Source organism: Afipia sp. Root123D2 (assembly GCF_001425835.1).
Lineage (GTDB): Bacteria > Pseudomonadota > Alphaproteobacteria > Rhizobiales > Xanthobacteraceae > Afipia.
Map to the genome: position 1 here is coordinate 651,093 of NZ_LMDP01000001.1, position 14,418 is coordinate 665,510.

General features: G+C 63.7%; 13 protein-coding genes. 11 read left to right on the forward strand and 2 right to left on the reverse strand.

Annotated features, from left to right (window positions below):
• Position 1: 1 nt before the first annotated feature.
• From fliM to ASC80_RS03020, 4 genes are all read left to right on the forward strand, one after another.
• Positions 2 to 1,207: a flagellar motor switch protein FliM gene (gene fliM / locus ASC80_RS03005; protein ID WP_056292728.1), complete on the forward strand. Its 1,206-nt coding sequence runs from the start codon at positions 2 to 4 to the stop codon at positions 1,205 to 1,207.
• Positions 1,204 to 1,638 (forward strand): DUF6468 domain-containing protein, encoded by a 435-nt coding sequence (locus ASC80_RS03010; protein WP_056292730.1) that lies wholly within the window; start codon positions 1,204 to 1,206, stop codon positions 1,636 to 1,638. The genes fliM and ASC80_RS03010 overlap by 4 nt, the downstream gene beginning before the upstream one ends.
• Positions 1,635 to 2,411: a MotE family protein gene (locus ASC80_RS03015; protein ID WP_056292732.1), complete on the forward strand. Its 777-nt coding sequence runs from the start codon at positions 1,635 to 1,637 to the stop codon at positions 2,409 to 2,411. The genes ASC80_RS03010 and ASC80_RS03015 overlap by 4 nt, the downstream gene beginning before the upstream one ends.
• A 102-nt stretch (positions 2,412 to 2,513) precedes the next feature.
• Positions 2,514 to 6,164 (forward strand): tetratricopeptide repeat protein, encoded by a 3,651-nt coding sequence (locus tag ASC80_RS03020; protein ID WP_056292733.1) that lies wholly within the window; start codon positions 2,514 to 2,516, stop codon positions 6,162 to 6,164.
• Between the two features lie 12 nt (positions 6,165 to 6,176).
• Here ASC80_RS03020 and fliP read toward each other — a convergent pair whose 3' ends face one another.
• Both fliP and ASC80_RS03030 read right to left on the reverse strand, forming a co-directional pair.
• On the reverse strand, positions 6,177 to 6,929 hold the full coding sequence (fliP, locus tag ASC80_RS03025) for a flagellar type III secretion system pore protein FliP (RefSeq protein WP_056292735.1): 753 nt from the start codon (positions 6,927 to 6,929) through the stop codon (positions 6,177 to 6,179).
• Positions 6,926 to 7,915, reverse strand: coding sequence for a flagellar biosynthetic protein FliO (locus ASC80_RS03030; protein WP_056292736.1), 990 nt, complete (start codon positions 7,913 to 7,915; stop codon positions 6,926 to 6,928). The genes fliP and ASC80_RS03030 overlap by 4 nt, the downstream gene beginning before the upstream one ends.
• 428 nt (positions 7,916 to 8,343) lie before the next feature.
• Between ASC80_RS03030 and flgB the strand changes: the two genes are divergently transcribed.
• From flgB to cckA, 7 genes are all read left to right on the forward strand, one after another.
• Positions 8,344 to 8,751 (forward strand): flagellar basal body rod protein FlgB, encoded by a 408-nt coding sequence (flgB, locus tag ASC80_RS03035; RefSeq protein ID WP_056292738.1) that lies wholly within the window; start codon positions 8,344 to 8,346, stop codon positions 8,749 to 8,751.
• Between the two features lie 34 nt (positions 8,752 to 8,785).
• Positions 8,786 to 9,208, forward strand: a complete 423-nt coding sequence (gene flgC / locus ASC80_RS03040) for a flagellar basal body rod protein FlgC (protein WP_056292740.1) — start codon at positions 8,786 to 8,788, stop codon at positions 9,206 to 9,208.
• A gap of 15 nt (positions 9,209 to 9,223) precedes the next feature.
• Complete coding sequence (fliE, locus tag ASC80_RS03045) at positions 9,224 to 9,544, forward strand: flagellar hook-basal body complex protein FliE (protein ID WP_056292742.1); 321 nt, start codon at positions 9,224 to 9,226, stop codon at positions 9,542 to 9,544.
• Between the two features lie 42 nt (positions 9,545 to 9,586).
• Positions 9,587 to 9,850 carry a flagellar biosynthesis protein FliQ gene (gene fliQ, locus ASC80_RS03050; RefSeq protein ID WP_056292743.1) on the forward strand — a complete coding sequence of 88 codons (264 nt, stop codon included), beginning with the start codon at positions 9,587 to 9,589 and terminating at the stop codon, positions 9,848 to 9,850.
• 19 nt (positions 9,851 to 9,869) lie between these two features.
• Positions 9,870 to 10,637 carry a flagellar biosynthetic protein FliR gene (gene fliR, locus ASC80_RS03055; protein WP_056292745.1) on the forward strand — a complete coding sequence of 256 codons (768 nt, stop codon included), beginning with the start codon at positions 9,870 to 9,872 and terminating at the stop codon, positions 10,635 to 10,637.
• Between the two features lie 12 nt (positions 10,638 to 10,649).
• The gene (flhB, locus tag ASC80_RS03060; RefSeq protein ID WP_056292746.1) at positions 10,650 to 11,717 is read left to right on the forward strand and encodes a flagellar biosynthesis protein FlhB; all 1,068 of its coding nucleotides are present in this window, start codon (positions 10,650 to 10,652) and stop codon (positions 11,715 to 11,717) included.
• A 144-nt stretch (positions 11,718 to 11,861) separates the two neighbouring features.
• Positions 11,862 to 14,414, forward strand: a complete 2,553-nt coding sequence (cckA, locus tag ASC80_RS03065) for a cell cycle histidine kinase CckA (protein WP_056292747.1) — start codon at positions 11,862 to 11,864, stop codon at positions 14,412 to 14,414.
• Positions 14,415 to 14,418: the final 4 nt, after the last annotated feature.

Here is a 14,418-nt window from a genome sequence, read left to right on the forward strand (position 1 = left end):
CATGACACCCGGCGATGATGTCGATCAGGATGCGTTAGCCGCCCAATGGGAAGGCGCGCTCGATTCGGAGGATCCGGAGGCCGCTGCTGCTGAAGCCGCGGCCAACGAACTCACCGAAACCATGGCGGAGCAATGGGCCGCGATGGTCGACGACGGCAGTCGCGGCCTCGGCTCGGCCAAGGCCAGCGGCGAACGCGTGCTGTCGCAGGAGGAAATCGACAATCTGCTCGGTTTCAGCGACGGCGAAGTCAATCTCGAGGATAATTCAGGTATCCGGGCGATCATCGATTCCGCGATGGTGTCCTATGAGCGTCTGCCGATGCTCGAAATCGTGTTCGACCGTCTGGTGCGGTTGATGACGACGAGCCTGCGCAATTTCACCTCCGACAACGTCGAAGTCTCACTTGACCGCATCACCTCGGTGCGGTTCGCCGACTATCTCAACTCGATCCCGCTGCCCTGCGTCCTGACCGTTTTCAAGGCCGAGGAGTGGGAGAATTTCGGGCTGTTCACCGTCGATTCCAGCCTGATCTATTCGATGATCGACGTGCTGCTCGGCGGCCGGCGCGGCGTCACGTCGCTGCGCATCGAGGGCCGGCCCTACACCACCATCGAGACCAATCTGGTCAAGCGCCTCGTCGAAGTGGTGCTGGCGGATGCCGAGCAGGCCTTCCGGCCGCTGTCGCCGGTGACGTTCACGATCGACCGTCTTGAGACCAATCCGCGCTTTGCCGCGATCAGCCGCCCGGCCAACGCCGCCATTCTGGTGCGTCTGCGCATCGACATGGAAGATCGCGGCGGCAACGTCGAACTGCTGCTGCCTTACGCCACCATCGAACCGATCCGCAACGTGCTGTTGCAGATGTTCATGGGTGAAAAATTCGGCCGCGACCCGATCTGGGAAGGTCATCTCGCGACCGAGATTTCAAAGGCGTCGATGGCCGTCGATGCGGTGCTGTACGAAGCCAAGATCCCGCTCAAGCAACTGATGAGCCTGAAGGTCGGCGACACGCTGCCGCTCGGCATTCGCCCTGACGCGCTGATATCAGTGCGTTGTGGCGACGTCACCCTCAGCGAAGGGCGGATGGGCCGGGTCGGAGACAAGGTCGCCATTCGCGTGTCCAAGCCGTTGCGCAAGCCGCATACGACCTACGCGATGTTCGAGAAGGCCGACGAGCAGACCAAACTGATGGAGGCGCAACAATGAGTCATTCATTCGGATTCATGATCGAGAGCATGGTGGCGGTGCTGCTGCTGTTCACGATCTGGTACTGCATGATCCTGAACCGCCGTCTCAAGGCGCTGAAAGCGGACGAGCATTCGCTGAAAGCGACGATCTCGGAGTTAATCACCGCAACCGAAATCGCCGAGCGTGCGATCGGCGGACTTAAAATTACGGTGCGCGAGTGCGACGCGAATCTCGGCGAGCAACTGTCGACGGCGACCGCGCTCACTGAAAAGCTCGGACGGCAGATTCTGATTGGCGATGAGATTCTCAAGCGCCTGTCGCAGATCGCAATGGCGGCGCGTCCGGCTGAGGTTGAATCGATGCCCGCGGCCAGGGCTCCGGATGCGAGGGCGCTCGTCGCCGCCGCGCAGGCTTTCTCCGAGCGTAGACGGGCTGGCATTGCGGCATGAATCTTATCCGCGAATTCCGGATCATTCCGACGGTGCTGATCGCGATCTCGTGCCTGGTCGTGCTCAAGGTTGCCGGTTTGCTTCTGGATGGCGGGTATATTCTCAATGACAAGTCGCCGCCGCCCAAGATGTCGTGGGCGCAGGAGAACCTGGGCTTCCCGACGGGGCGTCCGGCGGTCGATATGTCGGATGTCACCGGCTCTGTCAGCGCAAAGAAGGAAGAGCCCGCAACCAAGCCGGCAGCCGAGCCGGACCCGCCGCAATCGGAAGGCCAGGTGATCTATCCCGATCCCACCCGCCCGGTGACGGCATCGGAGCGCGCTGTTCTTGAGCGGCTCCAGTCGCGGCGTCAGGAAATCGAAGCGCGGGCGCGCGAGATCGACATTCGCGAGAGTCTTATCAAGTCGGCCGAGAAGCGGATCGAGGGCAAGACCGAGGAACTGAAGGCAATCGAGTCTCGCATCACCGCAGCCACCGAGCAGAAGAAGGAAGCCGAAACCGCGCGCTTCAAGGGCATCATCACGATGTACGAGGGAATGAAGCCGAAGGACGCGGCACGGGTGTTCGATCGTCTTGAACTGCCGGTGTTGTTCGAGATCGCCTCGCAGATCGCCCCGCGCAAGATGGCCGACATTCTCGGGCAGATGAAGCCGGAGGCCGCCGAACGGCTGACGGTCGAACTCGCGCGCCGGGCCAGCGGCGACAAGATGATGTCGTCGGCCTCCGATCTGCCGAAGATCGAGGGCCGGCCGCAGCCTGTCGGCACCCATTGAGTTGCATGATTAACAGGTCGTTAAACGGCAAAATCTAGATTTGAATTCACACACGCAAGCGGCAACGGGCCGATCGAAACCTTAAGCCGAGAGACAGTCACGATGGCCTGCACGGCCGCTTCTCATTCCAGGGCTGCCGGCGAATATGGGCCGCGGGTGCGTAGCTTTGCGCGCGCCGTGCGCCAGTATGCCGGTCGATTGGCGTGCGTGGCGCTGACGGGACTGGCTGTCGCATGGGCCACGCCGTCGCGGGCTGAACCGGCCAGGAGTGAACCGGTCAAGGGCGAGGCGACGCTGTCGGCCGCGAACGGCTATGCCCGGCTGCTGCTCAAGTTCGATCAGGAGGTTGCGACCGAGGTCGTGGTCGCGGGTGCAATTCTGGTCGTGCGTTTCAACAAGCCGGTCGATCTGCCGGTCGACCAGCTCGCCGATGCCGTTCCATCCTACATCGGGTCGACGCGTCGCGATCCCGACGGCACGGCCGTCCGTTTCGCGCTCGCGCAAAAGGTCCGCGTCAATGTCATGACCGCCGGTGAGCGCGTGTTCGTGGATCTGTTGCCGGACAGCTGGGTCGGATTGCCCCCGCCGCTTCCGGCTGAAGTGGTTCGCGAACTGTCGGAGCGGGCGCTTGCGGCCGAGCGCGCGCTGCGGCTGCAGCGTGCGGCGGACGAGGCGAAGAAGAAGCCGCCGGTCCGTGTGCGAACCTCCGTGCAACCGACCTTTGTTCGCTTTGTTTTCGAATTGCCGGACGGCATCGCGGTGTCGTCCTCGTTGAGCGCGGAGAAGTTCTCGCTGTCGTTCTCCTCGGCCCTGACATTCGATCTCGCCGACGCCAAGATTTCCGCGCCCAGCAACATCAAGTCGATTGATCAGAAGGTCGCGGGCGACAGTGCGACGGTGGATATCTCGCTGATCGGCGAAGTGGACGTTCACGCGTTCCGCGACGATCGGAACTACATTGTCGATATCGGCTTCGATCAGGCACAAAAATCCTCGATCAGGCTGCCGGTCACGCAGGCTGCGCCGGTTGCTCCGAAAAACGTGGCCGACTCTCCGTTGGTTGCGCCGCCGACTTCGGAGAGCATTGCAAAGGAAGCGAGGATCGAGATCGGGCCGCGCACCGGCGCCGATGCGAAGTCTCAGGTCGCGAAAGTTGAGACCCGTCTTCAAACAACCCCGACGCCATCGGGCGGCGATATAGCAAAGCATTCGCCACCGGTGCCGCCGGTCGCGGCGATAGAGCCTCCAGCGGTGAAAACGGCCACGCCGCTACCCTCGGCCGCTGCAGCGCCCGTAAAACCGTCCGGCGATGTCGTCGCGGTGGACGCGAAGCGCACCAGCGATGAGCTTCGTCTGACGTTTCCGATTGGAACGCCGACGCCTTTGGCGCTGTTTCGCCGCGCCGACGCGGTCTGGATTGTTTTCGCCACCGAAAAGAAATTCGATCTCGATGCCGCTCGCCGTGAGGGCGGCTCGTTGCTGGCGGATGCAACAACGACAGACATACCGCAGGGGCGGGCGATCCGGATCAGGCTGAACCGGCCGCAGCTTGCTTCGCTGACGGGAGACGCGGACGCGCCGGTGCTGACGCTGTCCGACAAGGCACAAGCGTCGCCGCAGCCGCTGGTCGCCTTGCGCAACATCGCGGATCCAGGGCGCGAAAACGTCAGCATCGCTTTGGACAAGCCGGGGCCGGTCCTCCGCTTCACCGATCCAGGTGCAGGTGACATGCTGATCGTTGTTCCGGCAACGTTACCGGCTCGCGGCTTCGCGCGGCGCCAGAATTTCGTCGAGTTCACTCTGCTGGAATCGATTCATGGCGTCGTGGTCAAGCCGAATTCCGATGACATCACGGCAACGCTGTCGACGGCCGGCATTGTGCTCAACCGTCCCGGCGGCCTCACGCTGTCGGCATCAAATTCGGCGCCGGAGCGTGCCGCCGTTGTGGTCGGGTCCGCTTTCGATGTCAGGGAATGGCAGGACAACCAGAAGAGCAACTTCAATCAGCGGCTTGATGAGTTGATGCGAGCCGCCGCCACCACGACCGGCGACGATCAGGTTCTGGCGCATCTTGCCCTTGCACGCTTTTATATCGCCCGCGGCTTCTATCCGGAGGCGAGAGGCGTTCTCGACCTTGCGCGGGCGGAGTCCAAGACCAGCGAGGGTGAAGCCGCGCTGATCGCGCGTTCGGTGGCGGATACGCTTTCGGGACGCCCGGCGCAGGGGCTGAAGGATCTGGATAGTCCGGCGGCGGGCAACAGTCTGGATTTGCAACTGTGGCGGGCGCTGGCGAATGCGCGCCTTGGCAAATGGGCGGAAGCGCGGGAAAAATTCAAGAACGTCGAGTCGGTCATCATTGGCCTGCCGATCGATCTGCAGCGCATCGTCATGATGGACTCGATGCGCGCCTTGCTTGAGGTCAAGGATTATTCCGGTGCGACCGCGCGCAGCAACGAACTTGGGATCGTCGGCGTCATGCCGGAGCAGAAAGCCGCGCTGGCCCTGTTGAGGGGGCGTTTGGCCGAGGCATTGGGTCAGGATAAGGACGCGCTGACTTATTTCCATGACGCGGCCGCGTCCGAGGACCGGCCGGTCGCCGCCAAGGCCAGGTTGCACGAAATCGCATTGCGCCAGAAGCGGAACGAGATCAGCGAAGACGACGCGCTTCGCGATCTCGAAACGCTTGCCGTAACCTGGCGTGGTGACGATACCGAAATGCGAACGCTGCAGATGCTGGCGCGCATCTATGGCGAAAAGGAACGCTACAGCGAGGCCTTCGCGGCTTCCCATATCGTGACCAGGTTGCAGCCGAATTCCGCAATTGCCCGAGCGATGCAGGACGACGCATCGGAGCTGTTCTCGCAACTCTATCTCACGACCAAGGGCGACAGCCTCCCGCCGGTCGAGGCGCTGGCGATGTTTTACGAGTATCGCGATCTGGCCCCGATCGGGCGGCGCGGCGACGAAATGATCCGTCGTCTCGCTGACCGGCTGGTCGCCTTCGATCTGCTCGATCAGGCGAGCGAACTGCTGCAGTACCAGGTCGATCATCGCCTCGAAGGCGCAGCACGTGCGCAGGTCGCCGCGCGTCTTGCCACGATCTATCTGATGAACCGCAAGCCGAACCGCGCCATCGCCGCGCTGCGAACCACGCGTATCGCCGATCTTGCCGGCGAGTTGCGCCAGCAACGGCTGCTTCTTGAGGCACGCGCGCAAAGCGACATCGGCCGCCGCGATCTGGCGCTGGATATCATCTCGAATCTGGCCGGCCGCGAAGCGATCCGCCTGCGCTCGGATATTTACTGGGCCGCGCGGCGCTGGCGTGAATCGGCCGAGCAGATCGAACTTCTGTATGGCGACCGCTGGCGCAACTTCCAGCCGCTGACGGAGTTGGAGAAGAGCGACATCATTCGCGCAACCATCGGCTATGCGCTGGCCGAGGACGCCATCGGTCTGTCGCGCTTCCGCGAGAAGTATGCGCCGAAGATGGAAAGCGCCGGGGACCGCTCCGCCTTTGCTGTCGCCAGCAAGCCGGCGTCTGCGGACAGCGCCGATTTCGCCAAGATCGCGAAGATGGCGGCGACCATCGACACGCTCGATGGCTTCCTGCGCGAAATGAAGACGCGTTTCCCGGACGCTGTCGCACGCGCCAAACTGCCGCCGGGGATTTCGGCCGATCTCGATCCGACAGGATCCCTGCCGGCGATCATTGGCTCGAAGCCGGCGAGGGTCGAGGCGAAGGCCGAACGTTAAGGTCGATCGCGGCTAACCGCCGTAACTCTGCACCAGGCTGCCCGCGACCAGCGCCCAGCCATCGACCAGCACGAAAAAGATCAGCTTGAACGGCAGCGACACCACGACCGGCGGCAGCATCATCATGCCCATCGACATCAGGACCGACGCGACGACGAGGTCGATCACCAGGAACGGCAGGAACAGCAGAAACCCGATCTCGAACGCGCGCCGCAATTCCGAAATCATGAAGGCCGGCACCAGAATCCGCAGCGGCATCTGGTCGGGGCCGGCGACCGGCGGCTCCTTCGCGAGATCCATGAACAGCTTGAGGTCTTTCTCGCGCACGTTCTTCTGCATGAAGCCGCGCAACGGCATGGCGCCGCGTTCCATCGCCTCCTCGACGCTGATCTGATTGGCGACCAGCGGATGGATGCCGTCGTCGTAAGATTTCTGCAGCACCGGCCCCATCACGAAGGCCGTCAGGAATAGTGCCAGCGCAATGATGACAGAGTTGGGCGGCGCGGTTGCGGTGCCCAGCGCCGTGCGCAGCAGCGACAGCACGACCACGATGCGCGTGAACGACGTCATCATGATCAGGATGGACGGCGCGATCGAGAGCACCGTGAGCAGCGCGATCAACTGAATCGCGCGCTCGGTGACGCCGCCGCTGCCTTGTCCGAGATTGATGCTGATGTCTTGCGCGACAGCAGGATCGGCCAGCGATCCCGCAGCAATCAATATGGAAAGAAATAAAACTCTACGCGAAAGTTGTCCCGGCCTCACGATGGGGTTTTCGGGCGGCCGAGCAAACTCGCCATCTCGTCTTCGAGATTCTCGAAACCGGATTTTGCGTTTGGCTCCGGCGCTGCTGCCGGCGTCGGCGCGACGGGAGCATCGGTTTCGGATATCGGGCGGCTGGCGGGCTGTTCGGGTGCCACCGACGGCGCGCCAATGCGGTCGGCATGGCTGACGGTGGGCGCCTTGGGTTCACCGCCGGCGGGCCGGCGCAACGCAGCTTCAAGCCGCTGGGCCATTTCGGCGAGGTTCTGGTCCGCCGCTGACATCGGTGGCTCGGGTGGGCGCGGTGGTGTCGAGCGCGTCAAGGCCGCGGGTCCACGCGAGGGCATTTCCGGCGGTCGTGGTGGTGACCGCGGAATCACCGGCTCGGTGCGCGACGAAGGCCGCGGCTCGGCGCGGAGGGGTGCTCCGGGTCGAACGGATGGCTCCGGCCGGACGGGTTCATGCCGGGTGATCGGCTCGGGGACGAAGCTGCCGAATTCGCTGCTGCTGCGCCGATCGGCAGTTGCGGGACGGCGAAGTTCATCGGTGTGCGGCACGCGGGCAGCAGGGCGCTCGGGGACAATCGGCGGCTCCGGCAGATCGAATGTATCGGCCCGGGCGGCTTCGTTGTCCGCGCCCCAGTTGTTGGCGTCGGGCAGCGGCGAAACGCGAGCCGGCAGTTCGGTGCCGGCGGGGGATCGCGAAGGAGCCTGATCGCGCGGCGCGCCCGCGCGGACGATATTGGTTTCGACGACGACGTCGGTGGGGCCGCCGATAATCAGCAGATGCTCGACATTGTCGCGGCGGACCAGAACCAGGCGGCGGCGGCCATCAACGGCCGCAGCGTCGATCACGGCGAGCCGGGGCATCCGGCCGCGCGTTGCGCCTCCGCCAATGCTGCCACCTGCGAATCGACGTACCAGCCAGGCCGTCGCTCCGATCAGCGCCACCACAATGACGAAGGCGATGAAGTACCAGAGCGGTTGCATACGTTATCCTCGTCAAACAGCGCCGATTCCGGCCCGGATTCGCGGGCAGCAGAGCGCGTAAGATACAACAAGCGGCGTAAACAGCGGGAAGTTTTGCGCCATCCGTTAATTCTCCACGGCAAAAACCTGCCGCGTCAGCCTTCATAAACCCAGAATCGGCTCAGCCCAAATCTCTTGTTAAGTGGGCACCGAGGGTCCGGACGGTTCGGGAGGGTTAATGTGCTTATCGTGGCGAAATTGTGCCTGATCCCCGAAGGCGGCGTTGCACCACAGGATTACCGTTTCCTCCCGTCCGAAGGCTGGGACTGGCTCAGGTGACGATCATCGGACCGGCTCGGCCCGCTTTCTTAACTCCCTGTTAACCATACAGGCGGCAAATTCTGCCTACCTCGGACCCTGTGCCGGGGCTTTGCGGGTGGAGAGCCGATATGGCAATCAACGATCTTCCGATGCTGTCGATGCTCCGCACCAAGATGCAATGGCATCAGGAGCGTCAGCGGGTGCTGGCCGAGAACATCTCGAATTCGGACACGCCGAACTTCAAGCCGCGCGATCTCGTCGAGCCCAAGTTCAATCCCGACACCATGAGCACGTCGGCGATGACCCATTCGCTGGCGATGACGCGCACCAGCGCCGGGCACATTCAGGCGGCGGGGACCAGCAACAATTTCGGATCGAACAATCGCGGCGGCTACGAGACCCGGCCCGCGGGCAACGCGGTCAACCTCGAGGACGAAATGCTGAAGGTCTCGGCCAACCAGATGGACTACGCCGCGGTGACATCGCTCTACACCCGCAGTCTCGGTCTGATTAAGACCGCGATCGGCAAGCGATGACGCGTCGGACAATCAGGATTGAGGAGACAGGGTCATGAGCGAGGGTGGTGATTTTCTGCGGTCGATGAGCATCGCGACCTCCGGTCTGCGGGCGCAGGCGGGCCGGATGCGGGTGATCTCCGAAAATATCGCCAACGCCGACTCGACCGCGAAGACCGCCGGCGGCGATCCGTATCGCCGCAAGGTGCCGACCTTCTCGTCCGAACTCGACCGCTCGCTGGATGCGCAGGTCGTCACCCTTGGGCGGATCAAGCCGGATACGTCGAGTTTCCGGATCAAGCACGAGCCCGGCAATCCGGCGGCGGATGCAGCGGGCAACGTCAAATATCCCAACGTCAATCCGCTGATCGAAATGACCGACATGCGCGAGGCGCAGCGGTCCTACGAAGCGAACCTCAACATCATCAGTGCGACGCGCCGGATGATCCAGCGCACTCTTGATATCCTCAAGGCCTGATCGGGAGATTGAATCATGGCATCGCCTACAGTCGCCGCAAATGCTTACGCCTCGCTCTCGCGCATCCTCGAGTCCGCCGGGGGCGCGGGCGGCCTCGGCAAGTCGGGCGAGACCGCCGGACCGTCGTTCAGCGCGATGCTGAAGGACGCGGTCGGCGGCGTTCTTGAAGCCGGCAAGAAATCCGATGCCCAGACCGTCGCGATGGCGTCGGGCAAGGCGAACGTGATGGATGTTGTCACTGCCGTCGCCGAAACCGACGTTGCAGTCTCGACGCTGGTGTCGGTGCGCGACCGGGTGATCCAGTCCTACGAAGAGATCATGAGGATGCCGATCTGATTTCGGTCGGGTTGGGGAATTGCCCACGGGCAGGGGAATGACATGACAGGTGCTGAGGTTCTCGACGTTGCGCGCGATGCGATCTGGACGATCGTTATCGTGTCGCTGCCATTGCTGCTGGTCGGCCTCGTGGTCGGCGTCGCGATCTCGCTGGTGCAGGCGCTGACGCAGATTCAGGAGCAGACGCTGGTGTTCGTGCCGAAGATTCTCGCGATCTTCGTCACCCTGCTGCTGGCGTTGCCGTTCATGGCGGATGCCTTACACGGTCAGATGATGCGGATCTCGTCGCGAATCATCGCCGGATAAGCCACACTATGCCTCGCCCATGCGCATCGACATCTCGCTTCTTCCGGCTCTCGCCGCGTCCTTCATGCTGGTGTTCGCCCGCATCGGCGCGATGGTGATGCTGTTGCCCGGATTCGGCGAGGTCAATATCCCCGTCCGTATCCGGCTCGGCATCGCGCTGATGCTGACGATGATCCTGCTGCCGCTCCATCGCGCGGCCTATACCGTGGACATGAACTCCATGGCGCCGCTGATGGTGATGATGGTTCACGAGATCATCATCGGCGTCGTGCTGGGCGCCACCGCGCGGGTCACGCTGTCGGCGTTGCAGGTCGCGGGCTCGGTCATCGCCCAGCAACTCGGCCTCGGTTTCGTGACGTCGATCGATCCCACGCAAGGCCAGCAGGGCGCGCTGATCGGAAATTTTCTCACCATCCTCGGTCTGACGTTGCTGTTCGCGACCGACATGCACCATCTCGTCATCGCGGCGCTGAACGATAGCTATAATGTTTTCGCGCCGGGCCAGTTGCTGCCGAGCGGCGACGTCGCTTCATTGTTCACCCGCGCGTTCACCACCGCTTTCAAGATCGGCATTCAGCTGGCGGCGCCGTTCATCGTGTTCGGGCTGGTGTTCAACCTCGGGCTCGGCATCCTGGCGCGGCTGATGCCGCAGATGCAGGTCTATTTCGTCGGCGTGCCGCTTTCGATTCTCGGCGGCTTCATGATTCTCGCAGTGATCATCGCGACCATGATGGGCACGTTCATGGACTATTTCGGCGGCGTTCTTCACGAACTGGCGCCGGGATAACGGGACGCCGCCATGGCCGATGATGACCAGGACTCCAAAACACAGGACCCGACGCAAAAGCGTCTCGATGACGCTCATGAGAAGGGCGACGTCGCCAAGAGCCAGGAGGTCAACACCTGGTTTCTGATCGCGGCCTCGACGCTATTGATCTCGTCGTTCTCGGGTTCGATCGGCGTCAGCATCGAAGGCCCGATGCGGAACCTGCTGATGAACGCCCATCAGATTCGGGTCGACGGCCCCGGCGTGCTGTCGCTGGTCGGCCGGCTCGAATGGCTGATGATCGGCGCGCTCGGCGTGCCGCTGCTCCTTCTGCTGATCGCCGCGGTGGGCAGCAACCTGATCCAGCATCGCCCGGTGTGGTCGACCGAGCCGCTGACGCCGAAGTTCAGCAAGATTTCCCCGATGGCCGGTGCCAAGCGTCTGTTCGGCAAGCAGGCGGCGGCGAACTTCCTCAAGGGGCTGTTCAAGGTGATCGCGCTCGGCGCGGTGATGTGCATGGTGCTGTGGCCGGAGCGCGACCGGCTCGACGCGCTGGTGCGGACCGATCCGGCGGCGCTGATGGGAATCACCCGGGGCCTGTCGCTGGAACTGATGGGAACCGTGGTCGCCATGCTCGCGGTGGTGGCGATGCTGGATTACCTGTTCCAGTATCGGCAGTGGTTCGAGCGGCAGAAGATGTCGTTCGAGGAAGTGAAGGAAGAATACAAGCAATCCGAAGGCGATCCCCACATCAAGGGCCGGCTTCGCGCCCTTCGCCATGCCCGCATGAAAAAGCGCATGATGACGGCGGTGCCGACCGCCTCGGTCGTCATCACCAACCCGACCCACTATGCGGTGGCGCTGAGATACGAGCGGGGAATGCCGGCTCCGATCTGCATCGCCAAGGGCGTCGACCTGATGGCGCTCAAGATCAGGGAGGTTGCTACCGCCAACAACGTCCCGATCGTCGAGAATGTGCCGCTGGCGCGCGCACTCCACGCCTCGGTGGAGGTCGACGGCGAGATTCCGGTCGAGCATTACCATGCTGTGGCCGAAGTCATCGGTTACGTCATGCGCCTGAGGCGAAGGCTGGGCGGCTAGGGCCATCGGCCCTTCCTGTGGATATGGTGCTTGCGTTGGGCGGGCCGATTCAGGCACTCAAGGACTGGAATTCGGGCGTATCCGGCAAATCGCAGGCATCGGCCCTGTGATCAAAACCGCCCAGAACGGGTTGCGCAGCGTTCGATGACAATCGATCGGGACCATATTTCCCAGGATCCATTTGCCGCCGTGCATGAGCCGGCGCGGCGCAGCGGCAGCATCGTGCTGGTGCTGGTGGTCGCGGGCATTCTCGTGGCCGCCGCCGTCGCCTTCATGACGCTCGGGCGGACGCAGGCCCAGCCTTATATTATGGGCCTGCTGGCGCTGCTGGCGATGGTCGGGCTGTTCACGCTGTTCGCCTTCGCCGCTGGAATTGTCCGCTTCGCCGATCGCGCCGCCGAGGATCCGGTCACCCGCCCGATTGCCGACCATGCGTTCGACGGTCTCGCCGTCACCGATCCGCGCGGTCATGTGGTCTATGCCAACACCGCCTATCTGGCGCTGACCGGCGCGACCAGCGCGCATGACGTGCGGCCGGTCGAGCGGGTCTTCATCGGCAACCCGGACGTTTCCGAAGCAGTGTTCCGCCTGCTCAAGGCCGCGCGCGAAGGCAAGCGCCAGCAGGAGGAGGTGCGGGTCGCCGCCGACGGCAGCAACGGCCGCTGGCTGCGGATGCGGGTGCGCCCGCTCGGCACCACCAAGCGCGAGGCCAAATTCTCGGTCTGGTCGATCGCCGACATCACCCGCGACCGCGAACGCCAGGAACACGTCTTCCAGGAATTGCAGCACGCCATCGAGTATCTCGACCACGCGCCGTGCGGGTTCTTCTCCGTCACCCCGGCGGGCGAGATCACTTACATCAACGCGACGCTGGCGAACTGGCTCGATCACGATCTCGCCGAGATCGGCTCCGGCGGGCTGAAGCTGACCGACATTCTGTCCGGCGACGGCGCGGCGCTGCTGACCTCGATCGCGCCCGAACCGGGTGAAGTGAAAACCGAGGTGTTCGACGTCGACCTGCGGATGCGCAATGGCAAGACGATGCCGACGCGGCTCTATCACAAGCTGGCGTTCGGCGCCGACGGCGTGCCCGGCGCGTCGCGGACGCTGGTGATCAACCGCGCACGCGACGAGCGCTCCGATCCGCAGCGCGCCGCCGAAGTCCGCTTCATGCGCTTCTTCGATCACACGCCGATGGCGATCGCCACCGTCGACAAGGCGGGCGACATCGTCCGCGCCAATGCGCGGTTTGCCAAGCTGACGCAAAGCCTGTCGGCGGGGGCCGGCGCCAACAAGTCGATCTTCGCCGTGGTCAGCGAACGCGATCGCGGCGAACTGACGTCGGCGATCGGCAAGGCGACCGACGGGCAGGGCGATATTCCACCCGTCGAGGCGGTGCTGGACGGGCCCAAGGAGCGCTGGGGCCAGTTCTTCGTCACCTCCGTGGAGCATGACGAGCGCGACGCCGAGGTCGCCATCGTCTATCTGCTCGATACCACCGAGAAGCGGACGCTCGAAACGAATCTGGCGCAGTCGCAGAAGATGCAGGCGGTCGGCCAGCTCGCCGGCGGCATCGCGCACGATTTCAACAACGTCCTCTCGGCCATCATGATGGCCAACGACTTCCTGCTGAACGCGCACAAGCCGACCGATCCGTCGTTCCAGGACATCATGCAGATCAAGCAGAACGCCACGCGCGCGGCGACGCTGGTCCGGCAATTGCTCGCGTTCTCGCGCCGTCAGACCCTGCGACCGCAGGTGCTCGACATGGGCGATGCGCTGTCCGACCTGACGATGCTGCTGAAGCGCCTGATCGGCGAGAAGGTGAAGCTCGATTTCGTCCACGGCCGCGACCTGTGGCCGGTCAAGGTCGACGTTTCCCAGTTTGAACAGGTGATCGTCAATCTCGCCGTCAATGCGCGCGACGCGATGCCCGAAGGCGGCAAGCTGATCATCAGGACCGCGAACATCACGGCGCAGGACGCCGACCGGCTGCAGTACAAGGGCATGCCCGCCGCCGATTACGTCTCGATCGACATCAGCGACACCGGCACCGGCATTCCGGCCGATATCGTCGACAAGATTTTCGAGCCGTTCTTCTCGACCAAGGAGGTCGGCAAGGGCACCGGCCTCGGGCTGTCGACGGTGTACGGCATCGTCAAGCAGACCGGCGGCTTCATCTACGTCGATTCCGTGCCCGACCAGGGCACGGTGTTCCGCATCTTCCTGCCGCGCCATATTCCTGAAAAGGAAACCGTGATCGAGGTGCCCGCCACCAACGGCGCGCCGCTGGCGCCCGAGAAGCCGAAGGCGCCGGATCTCACCGGGCACGGCACCATCCTGCTGGTCGAGGACGAGGACGGCCTGCGCTCGCTCAATGCCCGCGGCCTGCGCTCGCGCGGCTACACCGTGATCGAGGCCGCGAACGGGCTGGAGGCGATGGAATCGCTCGAGCAGGAGAATGGCGAGGTCGATCTGGTGGTGTCCGACGTCGTGATGCCGGAAATGGACGGCCCGACGCTGCTGGCGGAGATGCGCAAGCGCAATCCCGACCTCAAGATCATCTTCGTGTCGGGCTACGCCGAGGATGCGTTCGCCAAAAGCCTGCCGGAAGGCCAGCAGTTCAACTTCCTGCCGAAGCCCTTCACCCTCAGCCAGCTGGTTGCAGCGGTGAAGGAAACCATGGCGCCGTCGTGAGTTG

What these genes read in the sequence shown, in the direction of transcription:
- fliM (WP_056292728.1), top strand. Translation starts at nt 2, where the DNA reads ATGACACCCGGCGATGATGTCGATCAGGATGCGTTAGCCGCCCAATGG.
- ASC80_RS03010 (WP_056292730.1), top strand. Translation starts at nt 1,204, where the DNA reads ATGAGTCATTCATTCGGATTCATGATCGAGAGCATGGTGGCGGTGCTG.
- ASC80_RS03015 (WP_056292732.1), top strand. Translation starts at nt 1,635, where the DNA reads ATGAATCTTATCCGCGAATTCCGGATCATTCCGACGGTGCTGATCGCG.
- ASC80_RS03020 (WP_056292733.1), top strand. Translation starts at nt 2,514, where the DNA reads ATGGCCTGCACGGCCGCTTCTCATTCCAGGGCTGCCGGCGAATATGGG.
- ASC80_RS03030 (WP_056292736.1), bottom strand. Translation starts at nt 7,915, where the DNA reads ATGCAACCGCTCTGGTACTTCATCGCCTTCGTCATTGTGGTGGCGCTG.
- flgB (WP_056292738.1), top strand. Translation starts at nt 8,344, where the DNA reads ATGGCAATCAACGATCTTCCGATGCTGTCGATGCTCCGCACCAAGATG.
- flgC (WP_056292740.1), top strand. Translation starts at nt 8,786, where the DNA reads ATGAGCGAGGGTGGTGATTTTCTGCGGTCGATGAGCATCGCGACCTCC.
- fliE (WP_056292742.1), top strand. Translation starts at nt 9,224, where the DNA reads ATGGCATCGCCTACAGTCGCCGCAAATGCTTACGCCTCGCTCTCGCGC.
- fliQ (WP_056292743.1), top strand. Translation starts at nt 9,587, where the DNA reads ATGACAGGTGCTGAGGTTCTCGACGTTGCGCGCGATGCGATCTGGACG.
- fliR (WP_056292745.1), top strand. Translation starts at nt 9,870, where the DNA reads ATGCGCATCGACATCTCGCTTCTTCCGGCTCTCGCCGCGTCCTTCATG.
- flhB (WP_056292746.1), top strand. Translation starts at nt 10,650, where the DNA reads ATGGCCGATGATGACCAGGACTCCAAAACACAGGACCCGACGCAAAAG.
- cckA (WP_056292747.1), top strand. Translation starts at nt 11,862, where the DNA reads ATGACAATCGATCGGGACCATATTTCCCAGGATCCATTTGCCGCCGTG.